This is a genomic window from Pseudomonas sp. (assembly GCF_036404235.1).
In the GTDB taxonomy this organism is placed as follows: Bacteria; Pseudomonadota; Gammaproteobacteria; order Pseudomonadales; family Pseudomonadaceae; genus Aquipseudomonas.
In genome coordinates this window covers 1-21428 of record NZ_DASWOT010000044.1, presented here as the reverse complement: position 1 = coordinate 21428, position 21428 = coordinate 1, and the positions used below count along the sequence as shown (strand labels likewise).

General features: G+C 57.5%; 16 protein-coding genes and 1 pseudogene. 8 read left to right on the top strand and 9 right to left on the bottom strand.

Annotation, left to right across the window (positions count from 1 at the left end; all coding sequences use genetic code 11):
• Positions 1–360: 360 nt before the first annotated feature.
• Entirely contained in the window at positions 361–2544 is a 2184-nt protein-coding gene (uvrD, locus tag VGC62_RS05600) for a DNA helicase II (protein WP_331186074.1), read from the bottom strand.
• Positions 2545–2812: 268 nt separating this feature from the next.
• On the opposite strand from uvrD, the gene hexR reads away from it, so the two are divergent.
• Both hexR and VGC62_RS05590 read left to right on the top strand, forming a co-directional pair.
• Entirely contained in the window at positions 2813–3679 is an 867-nt protein-coding gene (hexR, locus tag VGC62_RS05595) for a transcriptional regulator HexR (protein WP_331186073.1), read from the top strand.
• Positions 3680–3811: 132 nt separating this feature from the next.
• The gene (locus VGC62_RS05590) at positions 3812–4030 is read left to right on the top strand and encodes a PA3496 family putative envelope integrity protein (protein ID WP_331186072.1); all 219 of its coding nucleotides are present in this window, start codon (positions 3812–3814) and stop codon (positions 4028–4030) included.
• Here the strand turns inward: VGC62_RS05590 and VGC62_RS05585 are convergent.
• Positions 3996–4946, bottom strand: a complete 951-nt coding sequence (locus tag VGC62_RS05585) for a LysR family transcriptional regulator (RefSeq protein ID WP_331186071.1) — start codon at positions 4944–4946, stop codon at positions 3996–3998. The two genes, VGC62_RS05590 and VGC62_RS05585, sit on opposite strands and share 35 nt — an antisense overlap.
• 184 nt (positions 4947–5130) lie before the next feature.
• Between VGC62_RS05585 and VGC62_RS05580 the strand changes: the two genes are divergently transcribed.
• Complete coding sequence (locus tag VGC62_RS05580; RefSeq protein ID WP_331186070.1) at positions 5131–6546, top strand: acetyl-CoA carboxylase biotin carboxylase subunit; 1416 nt, start codon at positions 5131–5133, stop codon at positions 6544–6546.
• Between the two features lie 11 nt (positions 6547–6557).
• The gene (gene oadA, locus VGC62_RS05575) at positions 6558–8366 is read left to right on the top strand and encodes a sodium-extruding oxaloacetate decarboxylase subunit alpha (protein WP_331186069.1); all 1809 of its coding nucleotides are present in this window, start codon (positions 6558–6560) and stop codon (positions 8364–8366) included.
• Between the two features lie 123 nt (positions 8367–8489).
• Here oadA and VGC62_RS05570 read toward each other — a convergent pair whose 3' ends face one another.
• From VGC62_RS05570 to VGC62_RS05550, 5 genes are all read right to left on the bottom strand, one after another.
• The gene (locus VGC62_RS05570) at positions 8490–9104 is read right to left on the bottom strand and encodes a hypothetical protein (RefSeq protein WP_331186068.1); all 615 of its coding nucleotides are present in this window, start codon (positions 9102–9104) and stop codon (positions 8490–8492) included.
• Between the two features lie 142 nt (positions 9105–9246).
• The gene (locus tag VGC62_RS05565) at positions 9247–12219 is read right to left on the bottom strand and encodes an autotransporter outer membrane beta-barrel domain-containing protein (RefSeq protein WP_331186067.1); all 2973 of its coding nucleotides are present in this window, start codon (positions 12217–12219) and stop codon (positions 9247–9249) included.
• 59 nt (positions 12220–12278) lie between these two features.
• Positions 12279–12950, bottom strand: a complete 672-nt coding sequence (locus VGC62_RS05560) for a GNAT family protein (protein ID WP_331186066.1) — start codon at positions 12948–12950, stop codon at positions 12279–12281.
• Positions 12951–12980: 30 nt separating this feature from the next.
• Positions 12981–13427 carry a GNAT family N-acetyltransferase gene (locus VGC62_RS05555; RefSeq protein ID WP_331186065.1) on the bottom strand — a complete coding sequence of 149 codons (447 nt, stop codon included), beginning with the start codon at positions 13425–13427 and terminating at the stop codon, positions 12981–12983.
• The gene (locus VGC62_RS05550) at positions 13420–14061 is read right to left on the bottom strand and encodes an FMN-binding negative transcriptional regulator (protein WP_331186064.1); all 642 of its coding nucleotides are present in this window, start codon (positions 14059–14061) and stop codon (positions 13420–13422) included. The genes VGC62_RS05555 and VGC62_RS05550 overlap by 8 nt, the downstream gene beginning before the upstream one ends.
• A gap of 89 nt (positions 14062–14150) precedes the next feature.
• On the opposite strand from VGC62_RS05550, the gene VGC62_RS05545 reads away from it, so the two are divergent.
• Positions 14151–15695, top strand: a complete 1545-nt coding sequence (locus VGC62_RS05545) for a PLP-dependent aminotransferase family protein (RefSeq protein ID WP_331186063.1) — start codon at positions 14151–14153, stop codon at positions 15693–15695.
• Between the two features lie 275 nt (positions 15696–15970).
• On the opposite strand, the gene tkt is transcribed toward VGC62_RS05545, so the two are convergent.
• Positions 15971–18052, bottom strand: coding sequence for a transketolase (gene tkt / locus VGC62_RS05540; RefSeq protein WP_331186062.1), 2082 nt, complete (start codon positions 18050–18052; stop codon positions 15971–15973).
• 222 nt (positions 18053–18274) lie between these two features.
• On the opposite strand from tkt, the gene VGC62_RS05535 reads away from it, so the two are divergent.
• The 3 genes from VGC62_RS05535 (at position 18275) to VGC62_RS05525 (ending at position 20585) form a co-directional block, all read left to right on the top strand.
• Entirely contained in the window at positions 18275–18877 is a 603-nt protein-coding gene (locus VGC62_RS05535; protein ID WP_331186061.1) for a hypothetical protein, read from the top strand.
• Positions 18862–19482 (top strand): hypothetical protein, encoded by a 621-nt coding sequence (locus VGC62_RS05530; RefSeq protein ID WP_331186060.1) that lies wholly within the window; start codon positions 18862–18864, stop codon positions 19480–19482. The genes VGC62_RS05535 and VGC62_RS05530 overlap by 16 nt, the downstream gene beginning before the upstream one ends.
• Positions 19483–19703: 221 nt before the next feature.
• A complete protein-coding gene (locus tag VGC62_RS05525; protein ID WP_414705746.1) occupies positions 19704–20585 on the top strand; it encodes a bestrophin family protein in 882 nt (293 codons plus the stop codon).
• A 371-nt stretch (positions 20586–20956) separates the two neighbouring features.
• Here VGC62_RS05525 and VGC62_RS05520 read toward each other — a convergent pair.
• Positions 20957–21428, bottom strand: a pseudogene (locus VGC62_RS05520) (hypothetical protein); the annotation flags it as partial.

Here is a 21428-nt window from a genome sequence, read left to right as displayed (position 1 = left end):
GGATTGCACGCGCGCCATGTTGCACAGCACTTGGGCATCTGGCTAGCAGCCAAGTGTTTCCGGCTTTTGCGTGATCTTTCCGAAGGCCTGTATTACTTGGGCTGTAGGTTGTTGAAAAAAGTTCTGTAGGAAAGATGGGGGTGATTAGGTAGGAATGCAAGCTGGCGGGGCATGTCCGAAATGTGGGATCAAGGCCAGAACGCATTGTAGGAGTGCGGCTTGTCCCGCGACCTGGCGCGCAGCGGCAGTAACCCGGTGTGCGCGGTCTGCCTGTCACACCCTGTGCGCAAGTTTTACGACGGGTTCCCCGCCGGTCACGGGACAAGCCCGACTTCTACAGAGTGCAACCGGTTTACGGTTTTAAAGTGGTTCCAGCTTCGCATACCCCAGCATCAGCCATTTGCTGCCTTCTTCGAAATTCACCTGCACCCGTGCCTGTGCGCCAGAACCTTCGAAATTGAGGATTACGCCTTCGCCGAAAATCGAATGCGAGACCCGCTGGCCGAGGGAGAACTGGCTTTCCGGAATACCTTCGCCATCGAACAAGCGGCTTGGCGCCATGGTCTTCGAACCGCCAAAAGGTCGGGTGACACTGTTGGACAACCGAACTTCCTGAATCAGATTGGCCGGAACCTCACGTACGAAACGCGACACCTTGTTGTAGGTCTCGCTGCCATATAGACGACGTGTCTCGGCATACGTCAGCACCAGATGCTGCATCGCACGGGTAATGCCGACGTAGGCCAAACGCCGCTCCTCCTCCAGACGGCCGGGCTCTTCCAGGCTCATCTTGTGCGGGAATAGGCCTTCTTCCATGCCGACCAGGAATACGTACGGAAACTCCAGACCTTTGGCGCTGTGTAGCGTCATCAGTTGGACGCTGTCTTCATGCTCGTCAGCCTGAGCGTCGCCAGCTTCCAGCGAAGCGTGGCCGAGGAAAGCTGCCAGTGGCGTCAGGTCTTGCTCCTCGTCGCTGACCTCGAACGCACGTGCGGCGCTGACCAGTTCCTCAAGGTTTTCTACCCGTGCCTGACCCTTCTCGCCTTTCTCTTCCTGGTGATAGATGATCAGCCCGGATTGCTCGATGACGGTTTGCGTCATCAGATGCAACGGCATCTCCATGACCTTCGCCGCCAGATTTTCAATCAATTCGACGAAGCCGCTCAATGCGCCCGCAGCGCGCCCCGTCAGGCCTTTATTGGCGATCAGTTGGCGCATGGCCTCCCACATCGACACGTCGGCGTGGCGTGCGTGTTCGCGAATGGCTTCGACGGTTTTCTCGCCGATCCCGCGCGGCGGCACATTGATCACACGCTCAAGCGCCGAATCGTTGCCACGACCATCCAGCAAACGCAGGTAGGCCATGGCGTTCTTGATTTCGGCGCGCTCGAAGAAGCGCTGACCGCCATAAATGCGGTAGGGAATGCGCTCGCGCAACAAGGCTTCTTCCAGCACCCGCGACTGGGCGTTGGAGCGATACAGAATGGCGATGTCGCTGCGCGCAAGGCCGGTCTTGATCGCGCTTTCGATGGTCTCGACCACGTAGCGCGCTTCGTCATGTTCGTTGAAGGCGGCGTACAGGCTGATCAGCTCGCCATCGCCGACATCGGTCCACAGCTCTTTGCCCAGACGGCCGCTGTTATTGACGATCAGGCCGTTGGCGGCTTTGAGGATGCTCGCGGTGGAGCGGTAGTTCTGCTCCAGGCGGATGATTTCGGTGTCAGGGAAGTCCGCGGAGTACTGATGAATATTCTCGATCTTGGCGCCGCGCCAGCCGTAAATAGACTGATCGTCATCGCCCACCACCATCAGACTGTCGCCACCTTTGGCCAGCAGGCGCAGCCAGGCGTACTGAACGGCGTTGGTGTCCTGGAATTCGTCCACCAACACATGGCGAAAACGCCGCTGATAGTGCGCCAGCAGCCCCGGATGATCGCGCCACAGATCCAGTGCGCGCAGCAGCAGTTCTGAAAAGTCGATGACGCCGGCACGCAAACACGCAGCCTCATATGCTTCGTAGATCGACTTCATGGTGCTCAGAAACAGATCGCCACTGGTCTGAATGTGCTTGGGACGCAGGCCTTCGTCTTTCTGGCCGTTGATGAACCACTGTGCCTGACGCGCCGGCCAGCTTTTTTCGTCCAGGCCCAGTTCGCGGATCACACGCTTGACCACGCGCTGCTGATCGTCGCTGTCGAGAATCTGGAAGCTCTGGCTTAGGCCCGCTTCCTGCCAATGCGCCCGCAGCAAGCGGTGCGCCAGGCCGTGGAAGGTGCCGACCCACATGCCCGCCGGGTTGATACCCATCAGTTGCTCGATGCGATGGCGCATCTCGGCGGCGGCCTTGTTGGTGAACGTCACCGACAGGATCGAGTGCGGGGAGGCATTTTCGACCTGGATCAACCAGGCGATGCGATGCACAAGCACACGGGTTTTACCGGAACCAGCGCCGGCCAGGACCAACTGACGACCCACGGAGGCAGCTACGGCCTGGCGTTGGGCATCGTTGAGAGAGTTAAGCAGAAGGGAGAGATCATCGCGCATCGGCGCATTCTAGGGCGTGGGGTGATAGCGGGCAAACGCTAACGTTGGGCGGCGGGAAACATTATTGCCGCCCGGCGTGCTACAGAGGGCTAACATCACTGACGTATTCCGGTGCGAAGTCTGATAAGCCCTACACTGAAGGGCGAATGATCTTTCAGGCCTCAGCGGCAATCGGAGCTTTCTCGTTTCACTGTGCGGTTTGCAGGTCATGTAGTATAACTACAAGAAAGCTACATCCCGGCCCATCCTTCTCAATGAGTCTTGCCCTTTGAATCTGTTGCAGCACATCGCTCAGTCACGCCATCTCTTACGCAAGTCGGAGCTTAAGGTTGCCGACCATGTGCTGCTTGACCCTGCGGCCGTGATGCACAGCTCCATGGCCGACCTCGCCCACAATGTGGGAATCAGCGAGCCGACCATCGTGCGTTTCTGTCGCGCGATTGGTTGCACGGGCTTTCAGGATTTAAAGCTGAAACTGGCGCAGAGCCTGGCGGCGGGAGCCAGTTTTGGCCAGTTCGCGATCCATGAAGACGACTCTGTCGCTGACTACAGCCTGAAGATTTTCGACACCACGCTGCACACGCTGATGGAAGTCCGTGAAAATCTCGACCCCCATGCGTTGCAGGCTGCCGTATCGGTAATGGCTGCGGCGCATCGTGTTGAGTTCTACGGATTTGGCGCGTCGGGCGCGGTGGCTGCGGACGCGCAGCACAAGTTCTTCCGTTTGTTGCTGACCGCAGCGTCGTATTCCGATCCACACATGCAGGCTATGTCGGCGGTGACGCTCAAGCCGACAGACGTCGCGGTGTGCATTTCCCAGTCGGGCCGCTCCAAGGATCTGCTCATCACCGCCAATCTGGTGCGTGAAAGCGGCGCCAATCTGATTACTTTGTGCCCGAGCCAGACACCGCTGGCTGAGTTGTCGACCGTCAACCTGGCGATCGATGTGCAAGAGGACACCGAAATCTATACGCCCCTGACCTCGCGCATCGCGCATTTGGTGGTGATTGACGTGCTGGCGATGGGCGTTGCCATGGCGCGTGGCCCGAGCCTGGTCAACCACCTCAAGAGCGTCAAAAGAAGCTTGCGCAGCCTTCGGTTGTCACCCAAGTCGATCAAGTCTCACGAGGATTGATTGGCTGGAGCGGGTATCGAATCGGTCAATAAATCCGGCATCCAACCTTCACCAACTTGTCACGCTTTTGCCGCCTGGTCGTCACGCTCTGCAACCATTCTGTACTCCCGCAAACGTTATGGGAGACAGGATATGCCTCGGCACTACGATGACTCGCAGCAGCACAGCAACTCCAGCGCCAAGACCCGTCGTCAGCACGAAGACCTGCGTCGGATGGCGTTTCGCCGTGCGATCGAAACCTACTCTGAAGAGCGTCGCCTGAATCAGGAGCTTTGTGATTACCTCGACGCCGCGTCCGCTAACTTGCGGCGCACGGCTACGGGTTCAGAGAGCGGCCGTCAAAGCGCGTGACCAGCTCGCTGATCTGCGCGCGCTCGGTGCGGATGAACGCGAGAAAAGCGTGTGCCACGGGCGACAATCGCTTGTCGCGCCCCTGCACCACGCACCAACTCCGATAGAGCGGCAACTCAGCCACCGGCAGCTCCACCAGTGCGCCGGTGGCGAGTTCCAGGCTCAAGGCGTGACGGGTCAACAGCGCAATGCCCAGCCCCGCCACCACGCACTCGCGCTGCGCTTCGGCTGACGAGACTTCAAGCGTCTGCTCGAAATGAATGCGTTTCTCCTTGTAGTACTCCTCGCATGCCTTGCGCGTACCTGATCCGGGCTCACGAATCACCAGTGTGTAGGGCTCCAGGTCTTTGAGCGCCGGTTTTTCAACCTGACACAGCGGATGATCGGGCCTCACTACGGCCACGATTGGGTTGTTCAGGAACGGCAAGAACTCCAGCCCCATGTCCTGCGGCACCATCGACATCACGACCAAATCGTCGCGGTTATCGGACAGCCGTCTGATGACCAGAGCACGATTGACGACAGTCAAATTCAGCATGACTTCGGGGTACTGGCGCTTAAAAGCAGCGAACAAGTGGGGAATGAAATACTTGGCGCTGGATTCGATGGCGAGCTTAAGTTGCCCCTGGAGCGAGCCCTGCATGTCCGATAGCTGCATATCGAGATTTTCCAGCCGACCGAAGATGTCTCGGCTGGCCAGTTGCAGCGCTTCGGCGGCTTCGGTCATATAGAGCTTTTTGCCCACGTATTCGAAAAGCGGCTGTCCGATCAGCTCTTCCAACTGACGTATTTGCAAGCTGACCGCCGGTTGGGTCAGCGACATTTCCTCGGCTGCGCGGCTGTATGAGCGTAAATCGCAGACCTCATTAAAAATGCGTAGCTGACGCAATGTCATGCGCATCAATGACTTACGCATTTTATTGTTCTCCAGTCAGGGGTTATCGAGCTGACTATAAGGTTTTATTTATACATAACCCAATTTTTACTCATTTTTGTTAATTGCTGATTCGTCATAGGGTGGCACTGCGGCTGCGCTGCAACATGCAGTTACGCGCTGACCGGCCAGCCGGTTCGTCTGTTTAACGGTCGAGGAAGCACCCGTGATAAAAAAAATCCTGATCGCAAACCGTGGTGAGATTGCCGTCCGAATCGTGCGCGCTTGCGCCGAAATGGGCATTCGCTCGGTGGCGATCTATTCCGACGCCGACCGTCATGCGCTGCATGTCAAGCGTGCCGATGAGGCTTACGGCATTGGTTCGGAGCCGCTAGAAGGCTATCTCAACCCCCGCAAGTTGGTGAATTTGGCCGTGGAAACCGGTTGCGATGCCCTGCATCCCGGTTATGGGTTTCTGTCGGAAAACGCCGAGTTGGCCGACATCTGCGTCGAGCGAGGGATCAAGTTCATTGGCCCTTCGGCCGAAGTCATCCGCCGCATGGGTGACAAAACCGAAGCACGCCGCAGCATGATCAAAGCGGGCGTGCCGGTGACGCCGGGGACTGAAGGCAATGTGGCAGATATCGCTGAAGCCTTGGTCGAAGGCGACCGCATCGGTTATCCAGTGATGCTCAAAGCCACCTCCGGTGGTGGCGGTCGCGGGATTCGTCGTTGCAACAGCCGTGAAGAACTGGAACAGGCGTTTCCCCGAGTTATCTCGGAAGCCACCAAAGCCTTCGGCAAGGCTGAAGTCTTTCTCGAAAAATGCATCATCAATCCCAAGCACATCGAAGCGCAGATCCTCGGCGACAGCTTTGGTAACGTTGTGCATCTGTTCGAGCGTGACTGCTCGATCCAGCGTCGCAACCAGAAGCTCATCGAAATCGCCCCAAGCCCCCAGCTGACCCCTGAGCAGCGCGCCTATATCGGCGATCTGTCAGTGCGCGCGGCCAAAGCCGTGGGCTATGAGAATGCGGGCACCGTGGAGTTCTTGCTCGCCGAGGGCGAGGTGTACTTCATGGAGATGAACACCCGGGTGCAGGTGGAGCACACCATCACCGAAGAAATCACCGGTATCGACATCGTTCGTGAGCAAATCCGTATCGCGTCGGGCCTGCCGCTGTCGGTCAAGCAGGAAGACATTATCCACCGCGGTTTCGCGTTGCAGTTCCGGATCAACGCCGAGGACCCAAAAAACAACTTCCTGCCGAGCTTTGGCAAGATCACCCGTTACTACGCGCCCGGCGGCCCCGGCGTGCGTACCGACACAGCGATCTACACCGGCTACACCATTCCGCCGTTCTACGATTCCATGTGCCTGAAGTTGATCGTTTGGGCGCTGACTTGGGAAGAGGCATTGGACCGTGGTTTGCGCGCGCTCGACGACATGCGCTTGCAAGGCGTGAAGACCACCGCTGCTTACTATCAGGAAATCCTGCGCAACCCGGAATTTCGCAGTGGTCAATTCAACACCAGTTTTGTTGAAAGCCATCCGGAGCTGACCAACTACTCGGTCAAGCGCAAACCCGAAGAGCTGGCCCTGGCCATCGCTGCCGCCATCGCTGCCCATGCGGGCCTGTGAGGAATACGAACATGTCCAAGAAGATTTTTGTCACTGACACCATCCTGCGTGACGCTCACCAATCGCTACTGGCCACTCGCATGCGCACCGAGGACATGCTGCCGATCTGCGGCAAGCTCAACAAGGTCGGCTATTGGTCGCTTGAAGTCTGGGGCGGCGCGACCTTCGACGCCTGTGTGCGCTTTCTGAAGGAAGATCCGTGGGAGCGACTGCGCCAACTGCGCGCGGCGCTGCCAGACACGCGTCTGCAAATGTTGCTGCGCGGTCAAAACCTGCTGGGCTATCGCCACTACAGCGATGACGTGGTCAAGGCGTTCGTCGCCAAGGCCGCAGTCAACGGCATCGATGTGTTCCGTATCTTCGACGCCATGAACGATGTGCGTAACCTGCGCGTTGCCATCGAAGCCGTCAAAGCATCGGGCAAACATGCGCAAGGCACCATCGCTTACACCACAAGCCCGGTACACACCATCGAAGCCTTCGTTGCACAGGCCAAGCAGATGGAGGCGATGGGTTGCGACTCGGTGGCGATCAAGGACATGGCTGGTTTGCTGACTCCCTACGCGACCGGCGAACTGGTCAAGGCGCTGAAAGCCGAGCAATCACTGCCGGTGTTCATTCACTCCCATGACACGGCCGGTCTGGCTGCCATGTGCCAGCTCAAAGCCATCGAGAACGGCGCCGATCATATCGACACCGCGATCTCAAGCTTCGCCTGGGGCACCAGCCATCCGGGCACTGAATCGATGGTTGCCGCGCTCAAGGGCAGCGAATTCGACACTGGGCTGAACCTGGAGCTGTTGCAGGAGATCGGTTTGTACTTCTACGCCGTGCGTAAGAAATATCACCAGTTCGAGAGTGAGTTCACCTCGGTCGACACTCGGGTTCAGATCAACCAGGTGCCAGGCGGGATGATTTCCAACCTGGCCAACCAGCTCAAAGAGCAGGGTGCGTTGAACCGCATGGGGGAAGTGCTGGCCGAGATTCCGCGCGTGCGCAAAGACCTGGGCTACCCGCCGTTGGTCACTCCGACGTCGCAAATCGTTGGCACGCAGGCGTTCTTCAACGTGCTGGCCGGCGAGCGCTACAAGACCATCACCAACGAAGTGAAGCTCTACCTCACCGGCGGCTATGGCAAAGCGCCTGGGCCGATCGACGAGAAATTGCGTCGCCAGGCTATCGGCAACGAAGAAATCATCGACGTGCGTCCAGCCGACCTGCTGAAGCCGGAGATGACCAAGCTGCGCGAAGAAATCGGTGCGGTGGCCAAGTCTGAAGAGGACGTTCTGACCTACGCCATGTTCCCGGACATCGGGCGCAAGTTCCTGGAAGAACGCGCAGCTGGCACCTTGACCCCTGAAGTGCTGCTGCCGATCCCTGAACCGGGCGCTTTGTCCAAGGTGGGCGGGGAGGGGGTGCCTACCGAGTTCGTGATCGACGTCCATGGCGAAAGCTACCGCGTCGATATCACCGGTGTGGGCGTGAAGGCCGAAGGCAAGCGTCACTTCTACCTGTCCATCGACGGCATGCCGGAAGAAGTGGTGTTCGAGCCGCTCAATGAATTTGTCAGCGGCGGTATCGGCAAACGTCCGCAGGCCAGTCAGCCTGGCCACGTCAGCACCACCATGCCCGGCAACATTGTCGATGTACTGGTCAAGGAGGGCGACACCGTCAGGGCCGGTCAGGCGGTATTGATCACCGAAGCCATGAAAATGGAGACCGAAGTGCAGGCGTCTATCGCTGGCAAGGTCGTTGCGATCCATGTTGCCAAGGGTGACCGAGTCAATCCGGGTGAGATTCTGATCGAGATCGAGGGTTAACTACGCTCAATCACCGCGATTCGAGGGCGCCCATAGAGCGCCCCGGATCTAACGCTTAATTATCGATTTCCTCTGGGGGAGCTTTCGTGGCTCCTCTTTTTTTGCCTGCAAACCGAGGCGCTGCTATTTGTAGTGTTTCTGGAAGATTTGCAAAACTTCCCTAAAGCTCACCTTTCGGCTGGCTATTTTCTGCATTTTGTCTTCGGGCAAGTAACTGAACTTCACGTACAGCAACTCACCTTTCTGTTTTTCAGTTTCCTTCAGGGCGGTGAAGGATTTTTTCATACCCTCCAGTGTGGACGGGGTGCTTACGATAGTGACCCAATCCGGAGCGGGGGCAAGACCTGCGAAAAAGTTCACTACTGCCGCCATGGTATCGCCAATGCCGAAAACACCCGAAAAACGCTCTTTCGGTTTGTATGGCGAAATACCCATGTAGATATCGGGCAAAGAAGCAATTTTGTTTTCGATGCCCTGTTTTTCGTGACTGAGTAGAAAGTCGAGGATTTGCAACGGTGTGCCCACGATCACCAGTGATTGCACGGCGGGGCCTGTTTCTGAAAATAGGTGGTAGTTACTGCTGCTGACTACCGCTTTCTTCAATGCGCCCCGGTCGATGATGACACTTCCATATTTACCCGCCGACAACACGGGCTGGGGTACGCGCCATGGATTAACCGGCGCTGACGAAGTATTGACTAACGGTGTGCCAAGGGCACCCCCAACGGTTTTAATCATTTCTAACATCCTTGTTAGTTATAAGGTGCTCCGTAATGGAGCTCAATGAATGGCTTAGCAACCTTACCCCTATATGGGGAGATAACCAGCCCCTAACAGGCTGGCTGTGTTACCAGTTATTGAAGCGGCCTGCAAAACTGAATCAAAAGCTCATCTGCCACTGTCCGATCAACGCATGATTACGGCTGTTGCTGCCGAGTTCGCCGTTGTAGCCAACGCTCAGTGTGTGACGTGCTGACAAGCCCACGTCCAGGCCGGCTTCGACCATCAGGCTGTCGCGATCCAGCGCACTGCCTTCGACGCTGAAGGCTGTACCACCAAGGACAAACGCCTGGCGGGTTTCGCTGTCGACGTCGCCGTAGGTGTGGCGCCATCCCAGGCTCGCTCGCGGGGTGAGGCTGATGCCGTTTTCCAGCTGGCTCAGTTGCGCCAGACGTACACCGAAGGTGCTGCTGAGGTTGTCCTGATTCTGTGAATCGACGCTCAACGCAGCGGCGCCGCCTTTTTCGGTGTAGCTGTCGCGGTGGTAGCGCTGATAACCCAGGTTGGCGAAGGGCTCGACGTTGAGTCGGCCGCTGCCCATGGCGTAGCCCAGTTCGGCAAAGGCTTGTTGGCTGTCGGCGTCGTAATCGCCTTTTGGACGATCGCTGAAACCATCGAAATCGACGCGGCGTTTGCTCTCGCCGTCATGGCTGCTATAAGCCGCGCCGAGACGCAAAGCCAGCGGGCCGTCCTGGCGCTGGGCGTAGGCGCCGACGTGCCAACTGTCGACCTTGCCATCGACGCCGCTGGTGTCCAGATCCGTTCGGGAATAACCGCCCAACAGGCCCATGCGCCAAGCTGGCGAAAGCGCCCAATCGACGCCCAGCACGCTGCCTTTGGTACGTTGTTCAAGGCCCGCGCTGCCGTGCTCACCGTCGAGCTTGCCGTAGTTGCCGATGCCTTGTAGCCATACGCGGCCCTGTGCATTCGGGTCGTTCAGATTGTGTGCGCTGTTGGGTACGCCAGTCGCGGCCAACACTGGGGTGTCGGATTGATCAAGGCCGACCAACAAACCTGCGCCGCTGCCCATCTGACGCATGGCCGACATCATGCTGCCGCCAATCTGCGAACTGGCACTGAGGGTGGCGCTGCTTAGATTGGCGGTGCTGCTGCCGGCCAGTTGCTCGATGGCAGAACCCGCTGTGCTGGTGCTGGTATTGAGTACCGCGTTGTACAACGCGCTCGTGCTACCCAATGAGGTCAGGCTGCTCGCTGCCCGCGATCCGTTGCTGCTGCTGGCGTAGTCGTTGAATGCGACATCGTTGCGGCGGTAGGTGAGATCGACCTCCACTGGGGTGTAAGCCAGGGTTGGCGTCAGGAACGCGTAATCGCTGCTGACATGATCGAAGGTGCCGGTGATGCTGCCCGCCTGAAGCACGGTGTATTGGCTTTGCCACGGGTAAGCGGTGCTGGTGGCGTTGGCGTTGACCAACAACGAAGCGCCCGTGAGGTTGGCGTTGCCATCGACTTGGACCGTTGCGCTGCTGCCGTCCGCATTCGCGCCAAAGGCCAGAGTCGAGCCGCTGCCCATCTTCAGATTGCCCGCGACGTGGGCGGCCCCAAATGTGGTGTTGGCGAGCAAGGTGCCGTTGACGTTGAGATTTCCGACCGTCCCGCCACCGGCATACACTGCGCCTTGATCGATATCCAGCGTGCCAGCAATACCGCCCTGGTTGATCAATTCGGCGCCACTGAGCACGCTGCCGCCGACACTGAAATCGCCACTGCCGGTCAGGGTCCATACACCTTGTTTCACTTGCAGCGATTCAAAATTCTGGCTGGCACCGAAACTGCCGCCGCGAGTGTCATCCATGATCACCGTGTCAGTGCCGGTGCCGCCATCGACAACACCGATGAAGCGACTGCCGTTACGCAAGGTAAGGGTGTCGTTGCCCCCGCCCATATCCAGCGCCAGGCCGTTGCTGGCGCTGATCAAGCCGTCGTTGACCACGTTGTCGTCGAACTCGCCAACCAACTTCACGCCGAACCCGTCCAGGCCCTGAATCGTGCCGTGGTTCTCCAAATAAGTGGCGCCGACGCCCGAACCGCCGCTGCCGTCGTCCACCAGAATCGCACTGTTGGCGCCGCTGATCAGCGCGCCGCTGCCGTTGAGCACGTAGCCGCCGCCGAGCGCGATGCCTTCACTGCCATTGGCGAAGCCGTTCTTGTCGACGCCGCTGGCGCCAGTGCCCTGGATCGTGCCGTAGTTTTCGATATGGCCGATCAGGTCGATATCAACGCCGTCCCCGTCCCCATTGGGTTGCAGCCCATTGTTGCTGCCGGTGATGGTGCCGTAGTTGGTCACCGTGCCAACGCCGTCAGAGCCAAAGCCCGATCCGTTGCGGCCAATGATTGTGCCGAAGTTGTTCAGGGTCGCGCCCAGGTCAGTGGTGATGCCGTGACGACCACCGGAAATCAGACCGAAGTTGTTCACTACAACGCCAGTCGCCGAGTCGATGTCGACACCGTCGAACTTGTTGCCAGCGATCACTGAGTCGCCCGTGGAGATTTCACCGTAGTTGGTGATGGTGTTGTTGGAGCCGGTCTTCATGCCGTCGCTGGCTTCACCGCGAATCAGGCCACCGGCGCGGTTGATCACGGTGATCTTCACACCGTCACCGCGCAACGCATCCAGGTCCAGCCCTTGGCCGGTCAATGAGCGAATGGTGCCGCTGTTGTCGATGCTGATGTTGCCGCTCGGGATATTGCTGTCGATGCGAAACGCGTCGTCAAAGCCTTGAATCAGGGCGCCCGCACGGTTGATGAGGGTGTAATTGCGGGCCAGCGTTTTGTCGCCGCTGCTGTCAAAGCCTCGGCCGTCGATGGAGATGATCTGTCCGGCGTTATCCACCACCACGCCTGCACCCGTTGTCGTGCCTTTGAAGCTGACGGCTTTGCCGCTGGCGCTGATACTCCCGGTGTTGGAAACGGTCAGCGTATCCGCACCGCTCAACTCCTGGCCTGCAGTCGTTGCGGTGGTAATCGCAACGTTCTTGGCGAGGACATTGCTGGCAAAGCCACTGGCGATGATCAGGGTGATGTGCAAAGCGAGACGTTGCTTGACTCGAGGCATGGCGGACGGCCTTTTTGTATTAACAAGGGCGTCCTATATAGCCTTCTGACATGACAGCTTTATAACGAGCGAAAGGCTTCCAGTGTTTTTATCTGCTGCCCGTCGTTGAAGTTGTCGGCTGCCAGCCATGCGTCGAAGGCCTTTTGCAGCGCGGGCCATTCGCTGTCGATGATCGAATACCACGCGGTATTGCGATTCTGGCCTTTGACGACCATGTGTTGACGGAACGTGCCTTCGTAGGTGAAGCCGAAGCGTTCTGCGGCGCGCTTGGAGCGGGCGTTGTCACCGTTGCATTTCCATTCCAGACGGCGATTGCCCAGCGCGAAAGATTCCTTGGCCAGCAGGTACACAGCCTCAGTGCTTTTCGGCGTTCGCTGCATGGAGGCACCGAACGTGACGTGGCCGATTTCAATGCGCCCTTGCGCCGGCACGATCGACATCAGGCTCAAGTAGCCGTCGATGGCGCCGGTCGCTTGATCGACCACGGTGTAGAACCATGGATCGCTGCCGGTTTCGAGCCCTGAGAGGAAGTCATCGAATACGTTGCGCTCGGTAAACGGGCCGTATGGCAAGTAATCCCAGAGCTTCGGGTCCGAGCCCGGACCTTGCAGCGCCGCCCATAAACCGTCGCCGTGAATCGCGAGGTTGAGTTTTTCCAAGCGAATGAAGCGCCCTTCCAGGGTTTGGATTTCAGGGAGTTGTGCGGGTTGCCAGTGTTCAAGGTTCGACATGTCAGGGCATTCCAAAGATAGGCGTGGGACTTAAAGCATTTTGCGGAACTGGATAAAACCTGGGCGCTCGGCGATGCGTTCGTACAATTGGATCGCCGTGGCGTTGGTTTCGTGGGTCAGCCAGTGGACTTTATCGCAGCCGTCTTGTTTGGCTGCGGCATAAACGTGTTCGATCAGCAGGCGTCCGACACCCGCGCCGCGCTGCTCAGGGGTGACGAACAAGTCCTGCAGGTAACAGGCATTGTGGATGCTCCAGTTGGAGCGATGGTAGATGAAATGCACCATGCCCACGGCTTTGCCATCCTTCCAGGCGAGCGCCGCGTGGGTCGGTTCGTGGGCGTCCAGCAGGCGTTGCCACGTGCTCTGGCTGACGTTGTCTGGCAGTTCGGTTTTGTAGAAGCGTAAGTAGGCGAGCCAAAGGGGTAGCCACTGCGCATGGTCGTCATCAGTCACGGCTTTGATTTGCACATCAGACACGGGGTTCTCCTTGGCTCATCAAACGAGCGAGTTGCTGATCTTTTGGGTCGTCGCTGGCGGTGAGGCCATCGCGAACGCCAGCAACATCTTCGGCGCTGCGGTTTTGGTTGAGCTTGCGTTTGCCTTCGAGGCGCTCGATGGGTAAGGCAAAGCCGACAATGGCCCCGAGCATTTTTTCAATGTAGTCCGAGGGTGCATCGTCTACCGACCAAGGGCTGGCGCGCTTTGACTCGTGCTTGTCAGTCAGAGCGCTGACCAAGTCATGCAAGCGCTGAGTGTCCGTGAACACCTCGGCACGGCCGTAGGCATGGACAGCAAGGTAATTCCAGGTTGGCACCACTTTGCCGTGCTCAGCCTTGGCCGGATAGAACGAGGGGCTGACGTAGGCGTCGGCACCCTGAAAGATCACCAACACCTGCGCGCCGTTCTGCAGGTCTTTCCATTGTGGGTTGGCTTTGGCGAAGTGGCCGTAGAGTGTGCCTTGTGTGCCTTGCTCGGGACGCAACAGCAGCGGCAAATGGCTCGCTTGCAGCCCTGATTCACCGGACGTGACCACAACGGCCAGCCGTGTGCCGTCGATTTGCGTGTGCAGGCTGGCCAGATCTGACTCTTTGAAAAAGGACGGTGTGTACATGAGATTTTCCTTGGCGACTGAGGTAATCCTAGGCAGCCTATTGGTCTGTTGTAAGAGCCATTAATGGCCAATTTAATAGGACCAATTGCATGCCGCCTTCCTCGCCTGCGTTGACATTCGACTTTGCCGGTATCGCGCTGGACCGCCGTCAAGGCTTGAGCCGTCAGTTGTATCAAGTCTTGCGCCAGCGGATTCTCGATGGCCGCCTGAGCAGCGGCACGCGCCTGCCTGCCAGCCGAGATCTGGCAGCGTCGCTGGCGATTTCGCGCAACAGCGTGATGCGCGCCTACGATCAACTTTATGCCGAGGGGTTCACCGAGGCACGAATCGGCGATGGAACTTACGTGGCTCAGTTACCCGGTAAAACAATCACTGCGGGAAAACTATCCACAAAACTGTCCACAGGGTTAACAACAGGCTTACCCACAGCCTTATCCACAAAATCGCTAAAACATACTGAGATTTTATCCAGTGAAGTTATCCACAGCACTGCGCTAGAACGGCTAAAGCAGCATCATTTGAGCCCTCTGAAAACCGGTTTGGCACGTGCTTTTCGGGTCGGCGTTCCCGCCTTCGATCTGTTTCCATTTGGTGTGTGGGGCAAGCTGCACGCGGCTTTTTGGCGAAAACCAGACATGAGGCAATTGGGCTATGGCGACGCCGCCGGTGAGTGGCGCCTGCGCGAGTTGATCGCGGTCTATCTCAAGACGTCTCGCGGTCTGCACTGTACCGCTGAGCAAATTGTGATCACCAGTGGTGCGCAGCAGGCAATTACCCTTTGTGCACAGTTGCTGTTGGAGGTTGGCGACGGCGTGGCTGTGGAAAACCCAGGCTACCGTGCGGCAGGCCATGCGTTCGCGATTGCCGGGGCGACGTTGCACGGCATATCGGTAGATGGCGAAGGCATGTGCAGCGACGGGCTGGCAAAAAGTGAGAGCAAGATGGCCTACGTTACGCCGTCTCATCAGTACCCAACCGGGGTCACCACCAGCCTGGCGCGCCGTCTGCAATTGCTGGCATGGGCTGAGCGGACCGGCGGCTGGATTGTGGAGGACGACTACGACGGCGAATATCGCTACAGCGGTGCGCCCCTGGCGCCGTTGGCCGCGCTGGATCGGCACGGTCGAGTGCTGTATGTCGGCACCTTCGGCAAAGTGGCTTTTCCGGCATTGCGATTGGGCTATCTGGTGTTGCCCGTGAATCTCGTCGAGCCCTTTAGCCAGCGCCGGGCGGTGGACATGCGCCATTCAGAGATCGGTACGCAGGCGGTGATGGCCGAATTCATCGCAGCAGGGCACTTCCAGCGGCATATTCGACGCATGCGCAGGGCTGCGTTGAGTCGGCGCAATGCATTGCTGGCGGGTTGGCCTGACGATATTGCGGGCTGCGGTCCGATACCCAAACCGTTGGCGGGGCTGCACGTGGCGATCACGGTCGATAGTCTGGCGCGCGAGCAGGAATTGATCGCGCTGGCTGAAAGTGTCGGCGTGGAGATCAATCCATTGAGCGAATACTGGTTACCGGATTCGACGATACCTGTGGATAAGCGTGCAGGGTTGGTGCTGGGATTTGCGGCGGTGCCGGAGGCGGATATCGAGCTCGCGCTGAGGAAGTTGCGCACGGTTTGGAGGTAAGGCCCGCCGCAGGCTGCGATCACGAGGGGTCAGACAATCGTTTTCTCCTGAGCCCCCATCCCCATTTAGGAGCTGGGCTTGTCCCGCGACCGGCGGGGAACCCGTCGTAAAACCTGTGCTCGCGGGGTGACAGGTAGACCGCGTACACCGGGTTTACTGCCGCTGCGCGCCAGGTCGCGGGACAAGCCGCGCTCCTGCAATGTTCTGGCCCTGACCCGCTATGTAAAAGCCGGGCTTGCCCGCGACGACCAGCCCTCCACCCAACGATGCTCAGATCAAGCCAGTTGCTCTTTGGCCAATTTCACGATGTTCTCCACCGTAAAACCAAACTTGGCTTGCAGCTTCTCGATAGGCGCCGATGCGCCAAAGGTGTTCATCACAATCTTCGCGCCGGTCTGGCCAACGTAGCGGTCCCAGCCCACCGGGCCTGCCTGTTCGACGACCACCCGGCCTTTGACACTCGGCGGGAAGACGCTGTCGCGGTAGGCCTTGTCCTGATCTTCGAACAACTCCCAACTGGGCATCGACACCACCCGTGCATTGACACCTTCAGCTGCGAGCTGCTCGTAGGCGGCCACGGTCATGCCGACTTCGCTACCTGTCGCGATCAAAATCACATCCGGTTCGCTCTTGCCTGAATCCGCCAACACGTAGGCGCCTTTGGCGACACCTTCGGCGCTGGCGTATTGACTGCGATCCAGTGTTGGCAGCGGTTGGCGCGACAGCACGATGCACGAAGGGCGTTTGGTCTGCGCCAACGCGATTTTCCACGCCTGAGCCGTTTCGTTGGCGTCGCCGGGGCGCAATGTCAGCAGGCCAGGTGTGGCGCGCAGTTGTGTCAGTTGCTCGATAGGCTGATGCGTTGGCCCGTCTTCACCGACACCGATGGAGTCATGGGTGAAGACGAATACGACGGGCAATTCCATGATCGAGGCCAGACGAATCGGCGGCTTCATGTAGTCGCTGAACACCAGGAAAGTCGAGGTGTACGGGCGGATGTAAGACAGCGCCAAGCCATTGGCAATCGAGCCCATGGCGTGTTCACGAATCCCAAAGTGCAGGTTGCGGCCGCTGTAGCTACCCGCTTCAAAGCTACCCGCGCCGTCGAACGTCAGGTTGGTTTTGGTCGAGGGGGAAAGGTCAGCCGAGCCCCCGATGATCCACGGGATCTTCGCGGCAAAGGCGTTGAGCACCTTGCCACCTGATACGCGGGAGGCGATGCCCTTGGCATCGGTTGCAAAACTCTCCAGCTTGTCCTGCCAGCCTTCCGGCATTTCGCCAGCGCGCATGCGTTTGAGTTGGTCGGCCAGTTCTGGCTGGTTCTTTTCGAAGCCGGCAAGGGTCTGCTGCCAGGCATCGAAGTCGCTGCCGTTGCGGTTGATGAGGGCGTCGCGAAGGCAGTGCTTAGCGTCGTCGGGCACCAGGAAGCTAGCGTTTTCGTCCCAGCCATACGCCTTTTTGGTCAGCTTGATTTCATCTACGCCCAACGGTTCGCCGTGAGCGGCAGACGTGTTGTGCTTATGGGGCGAGCCATAGCCGATCACGCTGTCGACCACGATCAAAGTCGGCGCGCTGTCGGTTTGCTTGAATACCGTCAGCGCTTTGGTCAGCGCCTGGGCGTCATTGGCGTCGGCGACGTGCAATGTGTTCCAGCCATAGCCCTCGAAACGGGTTTGCACATCGTCGCTGTAGGCGAGTTCAGTGTGGCCTTCGATGCTGATGGTGTTGTTGTCGTAGATCCAGCACAGGTTCGACAGCTTGAGATGGCCCGCCAGCGAGGCGGCCTCGGCAGTCACGCCTTCCATCATGTCGCCATCGCCGCACAAGACATAGACGCTGTAATCGAACAGCGTCGCACCAGGGCGATTGAAGTGCTCGCCCAGCCAGCGCTCGGCCATTGCCATGCCCACGCTGTTGGCGCAGCCCTGACCCAGCGGCCCGGTGGTGGTCTCGACGCCGGTGGTCATGCGGTATTCGGGGTGGCCTGGCGTTTTGGAGTCCAGTTGTCGGAACTGCTTGATGTCCTCAAGGCTCACGGCGGGTTTGCCGGACCGCTTGCCATGCTCGTCGATCTCGACCACACCTGCCAGGTGCAACAGCGAATACAGCAGCATTGAGGCATGGCCTACCGACAGTACAAAACGGTCGCGATTGGGCCAGTCCGGGTGTTCAGGGTGGTAGCGCAGGAAGTCTTTCCACAGCGTGTAGCCAACCGGCGCAAGCGCCATCGGCGTGCCGGGGTGGCCGGAATTGGCCTTCTGCACAGCGTCCATGGCCAGGGTGCGGATGGTATTGATGGTCAGTTGGTCGCGGTCGGTGTGTGGTTCGATGGAGCGAGACGTTGAAGACGAGCCCATTTAACTTTCTCCTCGTGACGTGTTGCCGATACATCCAGACAAGAGTTGAGCACAGGAGGAGTGGGTTTGTTCCATGAATATCTAGCAATTTATCAATGCTATTAACTTTGCCGTGTCGATAGCTGTCAGAAGTGACAGTATCTTTGGGAAAATTTCGGGTGTAGCTTTAAAGCTGCTGAGAGCCGTCGTTGCGAAACTTCAATTAAGCATAAGGACATGATAATGAACGCGCATAAAAAAATCGGTGATCTTGATCCAAGCTTCGGTGAGGGCGGTAAGTTGGTTTACCCTGGTACTGGAATTTTCGATAGTGGTTTAAAGTCATTGCCTGATGGGAAGTTTATTGCAGTGGGGTGGTCAGCCGATAAGGCAAGTGAGGTTTTGGTTGTTAAGTTAATGTCGGATGGCAAAACTGACACTGGCTTTGGAGAGCAGGGAATCATTCGCGAGATTCTGATAGAGGATGCAGAGTATAGTGCCGCAAGGGGTTGTGTGCATGAGGATGGTTCAATCACTGTTTTCGCAACTCAGCGTATTGATAATTCTCATAGCGTTATCTGGGCTGCGCGTTTTAACCCAGACGGTTCAAGAAATACTTCCTTTGGGTTGCTCGAGGTTTCTAATGAAACAGCCGAGAACAGGATCGGCGGAGTATGCCTTCAGGCCGATGGGAAAATTTTAGTAACGGTTTATGAAGTGCCCGGGTTTAATGTGTTACATCCCTTTGTTACCCGGATAAACGAGGACGGTACTCGTGATACCACATTTGGACTCAACGGCTCGCAATACTTTTCGGATGAGGTAAGTTTTTGGGTGAAGTTGTGACTCAGCCAGACAATAAAATCTTTGTCGTGGGCAATATGGTTGATAGCCGGGGAAATCAGGCAGGGTGCGTGTACAGGCTCTTAAGTGATGGGTCGCTGGATCTGGCATTCGGGCAAGGTGCAGGTCGGGTTCTGCTTGAATACGAGGGCTATGACTGGATTCAACCCATGGCTTTGTGCCTCGATCCTGAAACTCTCGGAAAAATTGTTATTGCTGGGGCCGTGATGGGTAACCCTCCAAAAGGCGCGGTTGTTAGATTGAATGAAGATGGCGGATTGGATCAGTCATTCAATAATGGTAAGTTTTTTATTAATAGAGTCGGCAATGTGGGAAATCAAAATATGGGTGTCGTTGTTGATTCAGGTGGCTTGATAGTGGTCGCCGGTACAACGCTTGGGCAGGCAGTTTTCACGGTTGTTTGTTTACGACCTGACGGCACTTCTGATACCGACTTTGGAAGGGGTGGGCAGATTACTATTGACTTCCCTGATGGCATTGACCTCAACACCAACATCCAAATTCAGGGAGACGGGAATATTGTAGTGTCAGGAATGTGCTTATCCAGCGGTATAAAGCTGTGTGGCGCCCGAATATTGATGCATTAATCACGCTCAGTGTAGTCAGCAAATAAATTTCTCCTGGCACCTGCCCACATCGTGATGTTTTTGGCTCTTTATTGGAGGTATTTTGATCCGTTTGTCCACGGCCAAAAAAAATTCTATGAGCCCGCAGAACGAACCGCGTAAAACACATTCCAACACCGCAGGATGTCGGAATGTGTTCGGGATCGTGAAGTACTTTCAACGCGGGGTGGCTTTTGCAGGAAATGATCGTCAAAAAGTACCGAGGCATGATCAGGACCCTCACTTATATTGGCTGGTCGCTGTTCTGGTTGTTGATCTGGGATGTGGTGGTCACCGTTGATTTCATGCTTTATCTGGAACATAAGATCACGTTGCCCTCGATGCCATTGACCTTGCTCGGTTCGGCACTGGTGGTATTGACCAGCTTTCGTAATTCCAGTGCCTACAACCGTTGGTGGGAAGCGCGCACGTTGTGGGGCGGGTTGGTGAATAATTCGCGCAGTTATGCACGGCAAGTGCTGACGCTAATTGATGACGACGGCGGGCTGAACCCGGTCAAGGCCGTACTGTTGCGTCGGCATGTGGCGTATGTGGAGTGTCTGTCTGCGCACTTGAAGGGTGGCCACTGCAATGAAGACGTGACCGCGATGATCCCTCGCGACGAATACGACCGTCGCACGCGCACCAATAATTTCCCCAATGACATCCTCAATACCTCGGCGGCGATTATTGCCAAGGAGTACAAGGCCGGGCGCCTGGACAGCATCCGACTGGAGCGCCTGGAGGCCACGCTGGTCGAGATATCCAACTGCCAGGGTGGCATGGAGCGCATTGCCAACACGCCGTTGCCCTATCCCTACGTGACGTTCCCTCGGGTGTTTATCACGCTGTTTTGCATCATCGTGCCAATCGGTCTGGTTGAAACATTGGGTTGGTTCACACCGCTGGCGTCGACAGTGGTGGGTTTCATGCTGCTGGCCATCGAGAAGATCGGTACCGACCTGCAAAGCCCGTTCAAGGCGTCCGAGCATGAGATTCAGATGAAGGCGCTGTGCGAAAACATCGCCGGGAACCTGAACTCGATGTTGCGCGATGCGACGCAGGAGCGGGTTGTTGAGGTTTAGTTAGCAAACACGGACCTGTAGATGCTCTGTTCCTGGTCAAGCTCGGTTGATCAGTTGTAGATACTCTGTTCCCGGTCAAGCTTTCGGCAGGGATTTTTGCTAAAAAGCCTGGCCGTATACCCACTATAGGAGCGCGGTTTGTCCCGCGACCTAGCGCGCGGCGGCAGTAAACCTAATGTCCGCGGTCTGCCTGTCACACCGCGTGCGCAGGTTTTACGACGGGTTCCCCGCCGGTCGCGGGACAAGCCCGGCTCCTACGGAGCACGCTTCCATTTTTTCGAGCTTGGCAAACATGGCGTAAAACATAAGGCCGCTACTAATGAGAAATACGGCCGCAGAAGTCAGCTCCAGGGTGGTATTTAGATCAAGCTTCATTCTTCAAACGAAGAGAACAGCGTAGTACCCTTCTGCGCTCCATATATCGCCCCCTCAGTCCTTCCACCAACAGCGCCAGCAACACTACCGATAACGAAGCAACCAACGGTTATCGTGCCACCTGAAGGAAGGCCAAGGGCGACACAAATCCCCCCAGCAATCGACCCGCCCATTAGTCCTCCTGCTGCTGATCCGAGGATGCCACCCACAGTCCTTCCACTTTCCACATACTTAGCCTTGGTACAGACATCCTCTCTGCCGATCGAGCACGCCTCTTGAATCTCCAACGCGCCAACACCGACATCCAACACAACACCGACGTAAGTTCCGTTACTGAGCACTTTGGCAGTGGTGGAAATTTTCCTGACGGTCTGGGCGTAGCCTCTGAGTTCACCCGAATGCAGATAGCTCTTGCTTGAAATACCCAGGATCTTTTTCACCTTGCCTCGATTCTCAAGCCCTGACCCC

Coding starts and splice junctions, on each gene's coding strand:
- uvrD (WP_331186074.1), bottom strand. CDS start 2,544: ATGCGCGATGATCTCTCCCTTCTGCTTAACTCTCTCAACGATGCCCAA.
- VGC62_RS05590 (WP_331186072.1), top strand. CDS start 3,812: ATGCCTCGGCACTACGATGACTCGCAGCAGCACAGCAACTCCAGCGCC.
- VGC62_RS05585 (WP_331186071.1), bottom strand. CDS start 4,946: ATGCGTAAGTCATTGATGCGCATGACATTGCGTCAGCTACGCATTTTT.
- oadA (WP_331186069.1), top strand. CDS start 6,558: ATGTCCAAGAAGATTTTTGTCACTGACACCATCCTGCGTGACGCTCAC.
- VGC62_RS05570 (WP_331186068.1), bottom strand. CDS start 9,104: ATGATTAAAACCGTTGGGGGTGCCCTTGGCACACCGTTAGTCAATACT.
- VGC62_RS05565 (WP_331186067.1), bottom strand. CDS start 12,219: ATGCCTCGAGTCAAGCAACGTCTCGCTTTGCACATCACCCTGATCATC.
- VGC62_RS05560 (WP_331186066.1), bottom strand. CDS start 12,950: ATGTCGAACCTTGAACACTGGCAACCCGCACAACTCCCTGAAATCCAA.
- VGC62_RS05550 (WP_331186064.1), bottom strand. CDS start 14,061: ATGTACACACCGTCCTTTTTCAAAGAGTCAGATCTGGCCAGCCTGCAC.
- VGC62_RS05545 (WP_331186063.1), top strand. CDS start 14,151: ATGCCGCCTTCCTCGCCTGCGTTGACATTCGACTTTGCCGGTATCGCG.
- tkt (WP_331186062.1), bottom strand. CDS start 18,052: ATGGGCTCGTCTTCAACGTCTCGCTCCATCGAACCACACACCGACCGC.
- VGC62_RS05535 (WP_331186061.1), top strand. CDS start 18,275: ATGAACGCGCATAAAAAAATCGGTGATCTTGATCCAAGCTTCGGTGAG.
- VGC62_RS05525 (WP_414705746.1), top strand. CDS start 19,704: ATGATCGTCAAAAAGTACCGAGGCATGATCAGGACCCTCACTTATATT.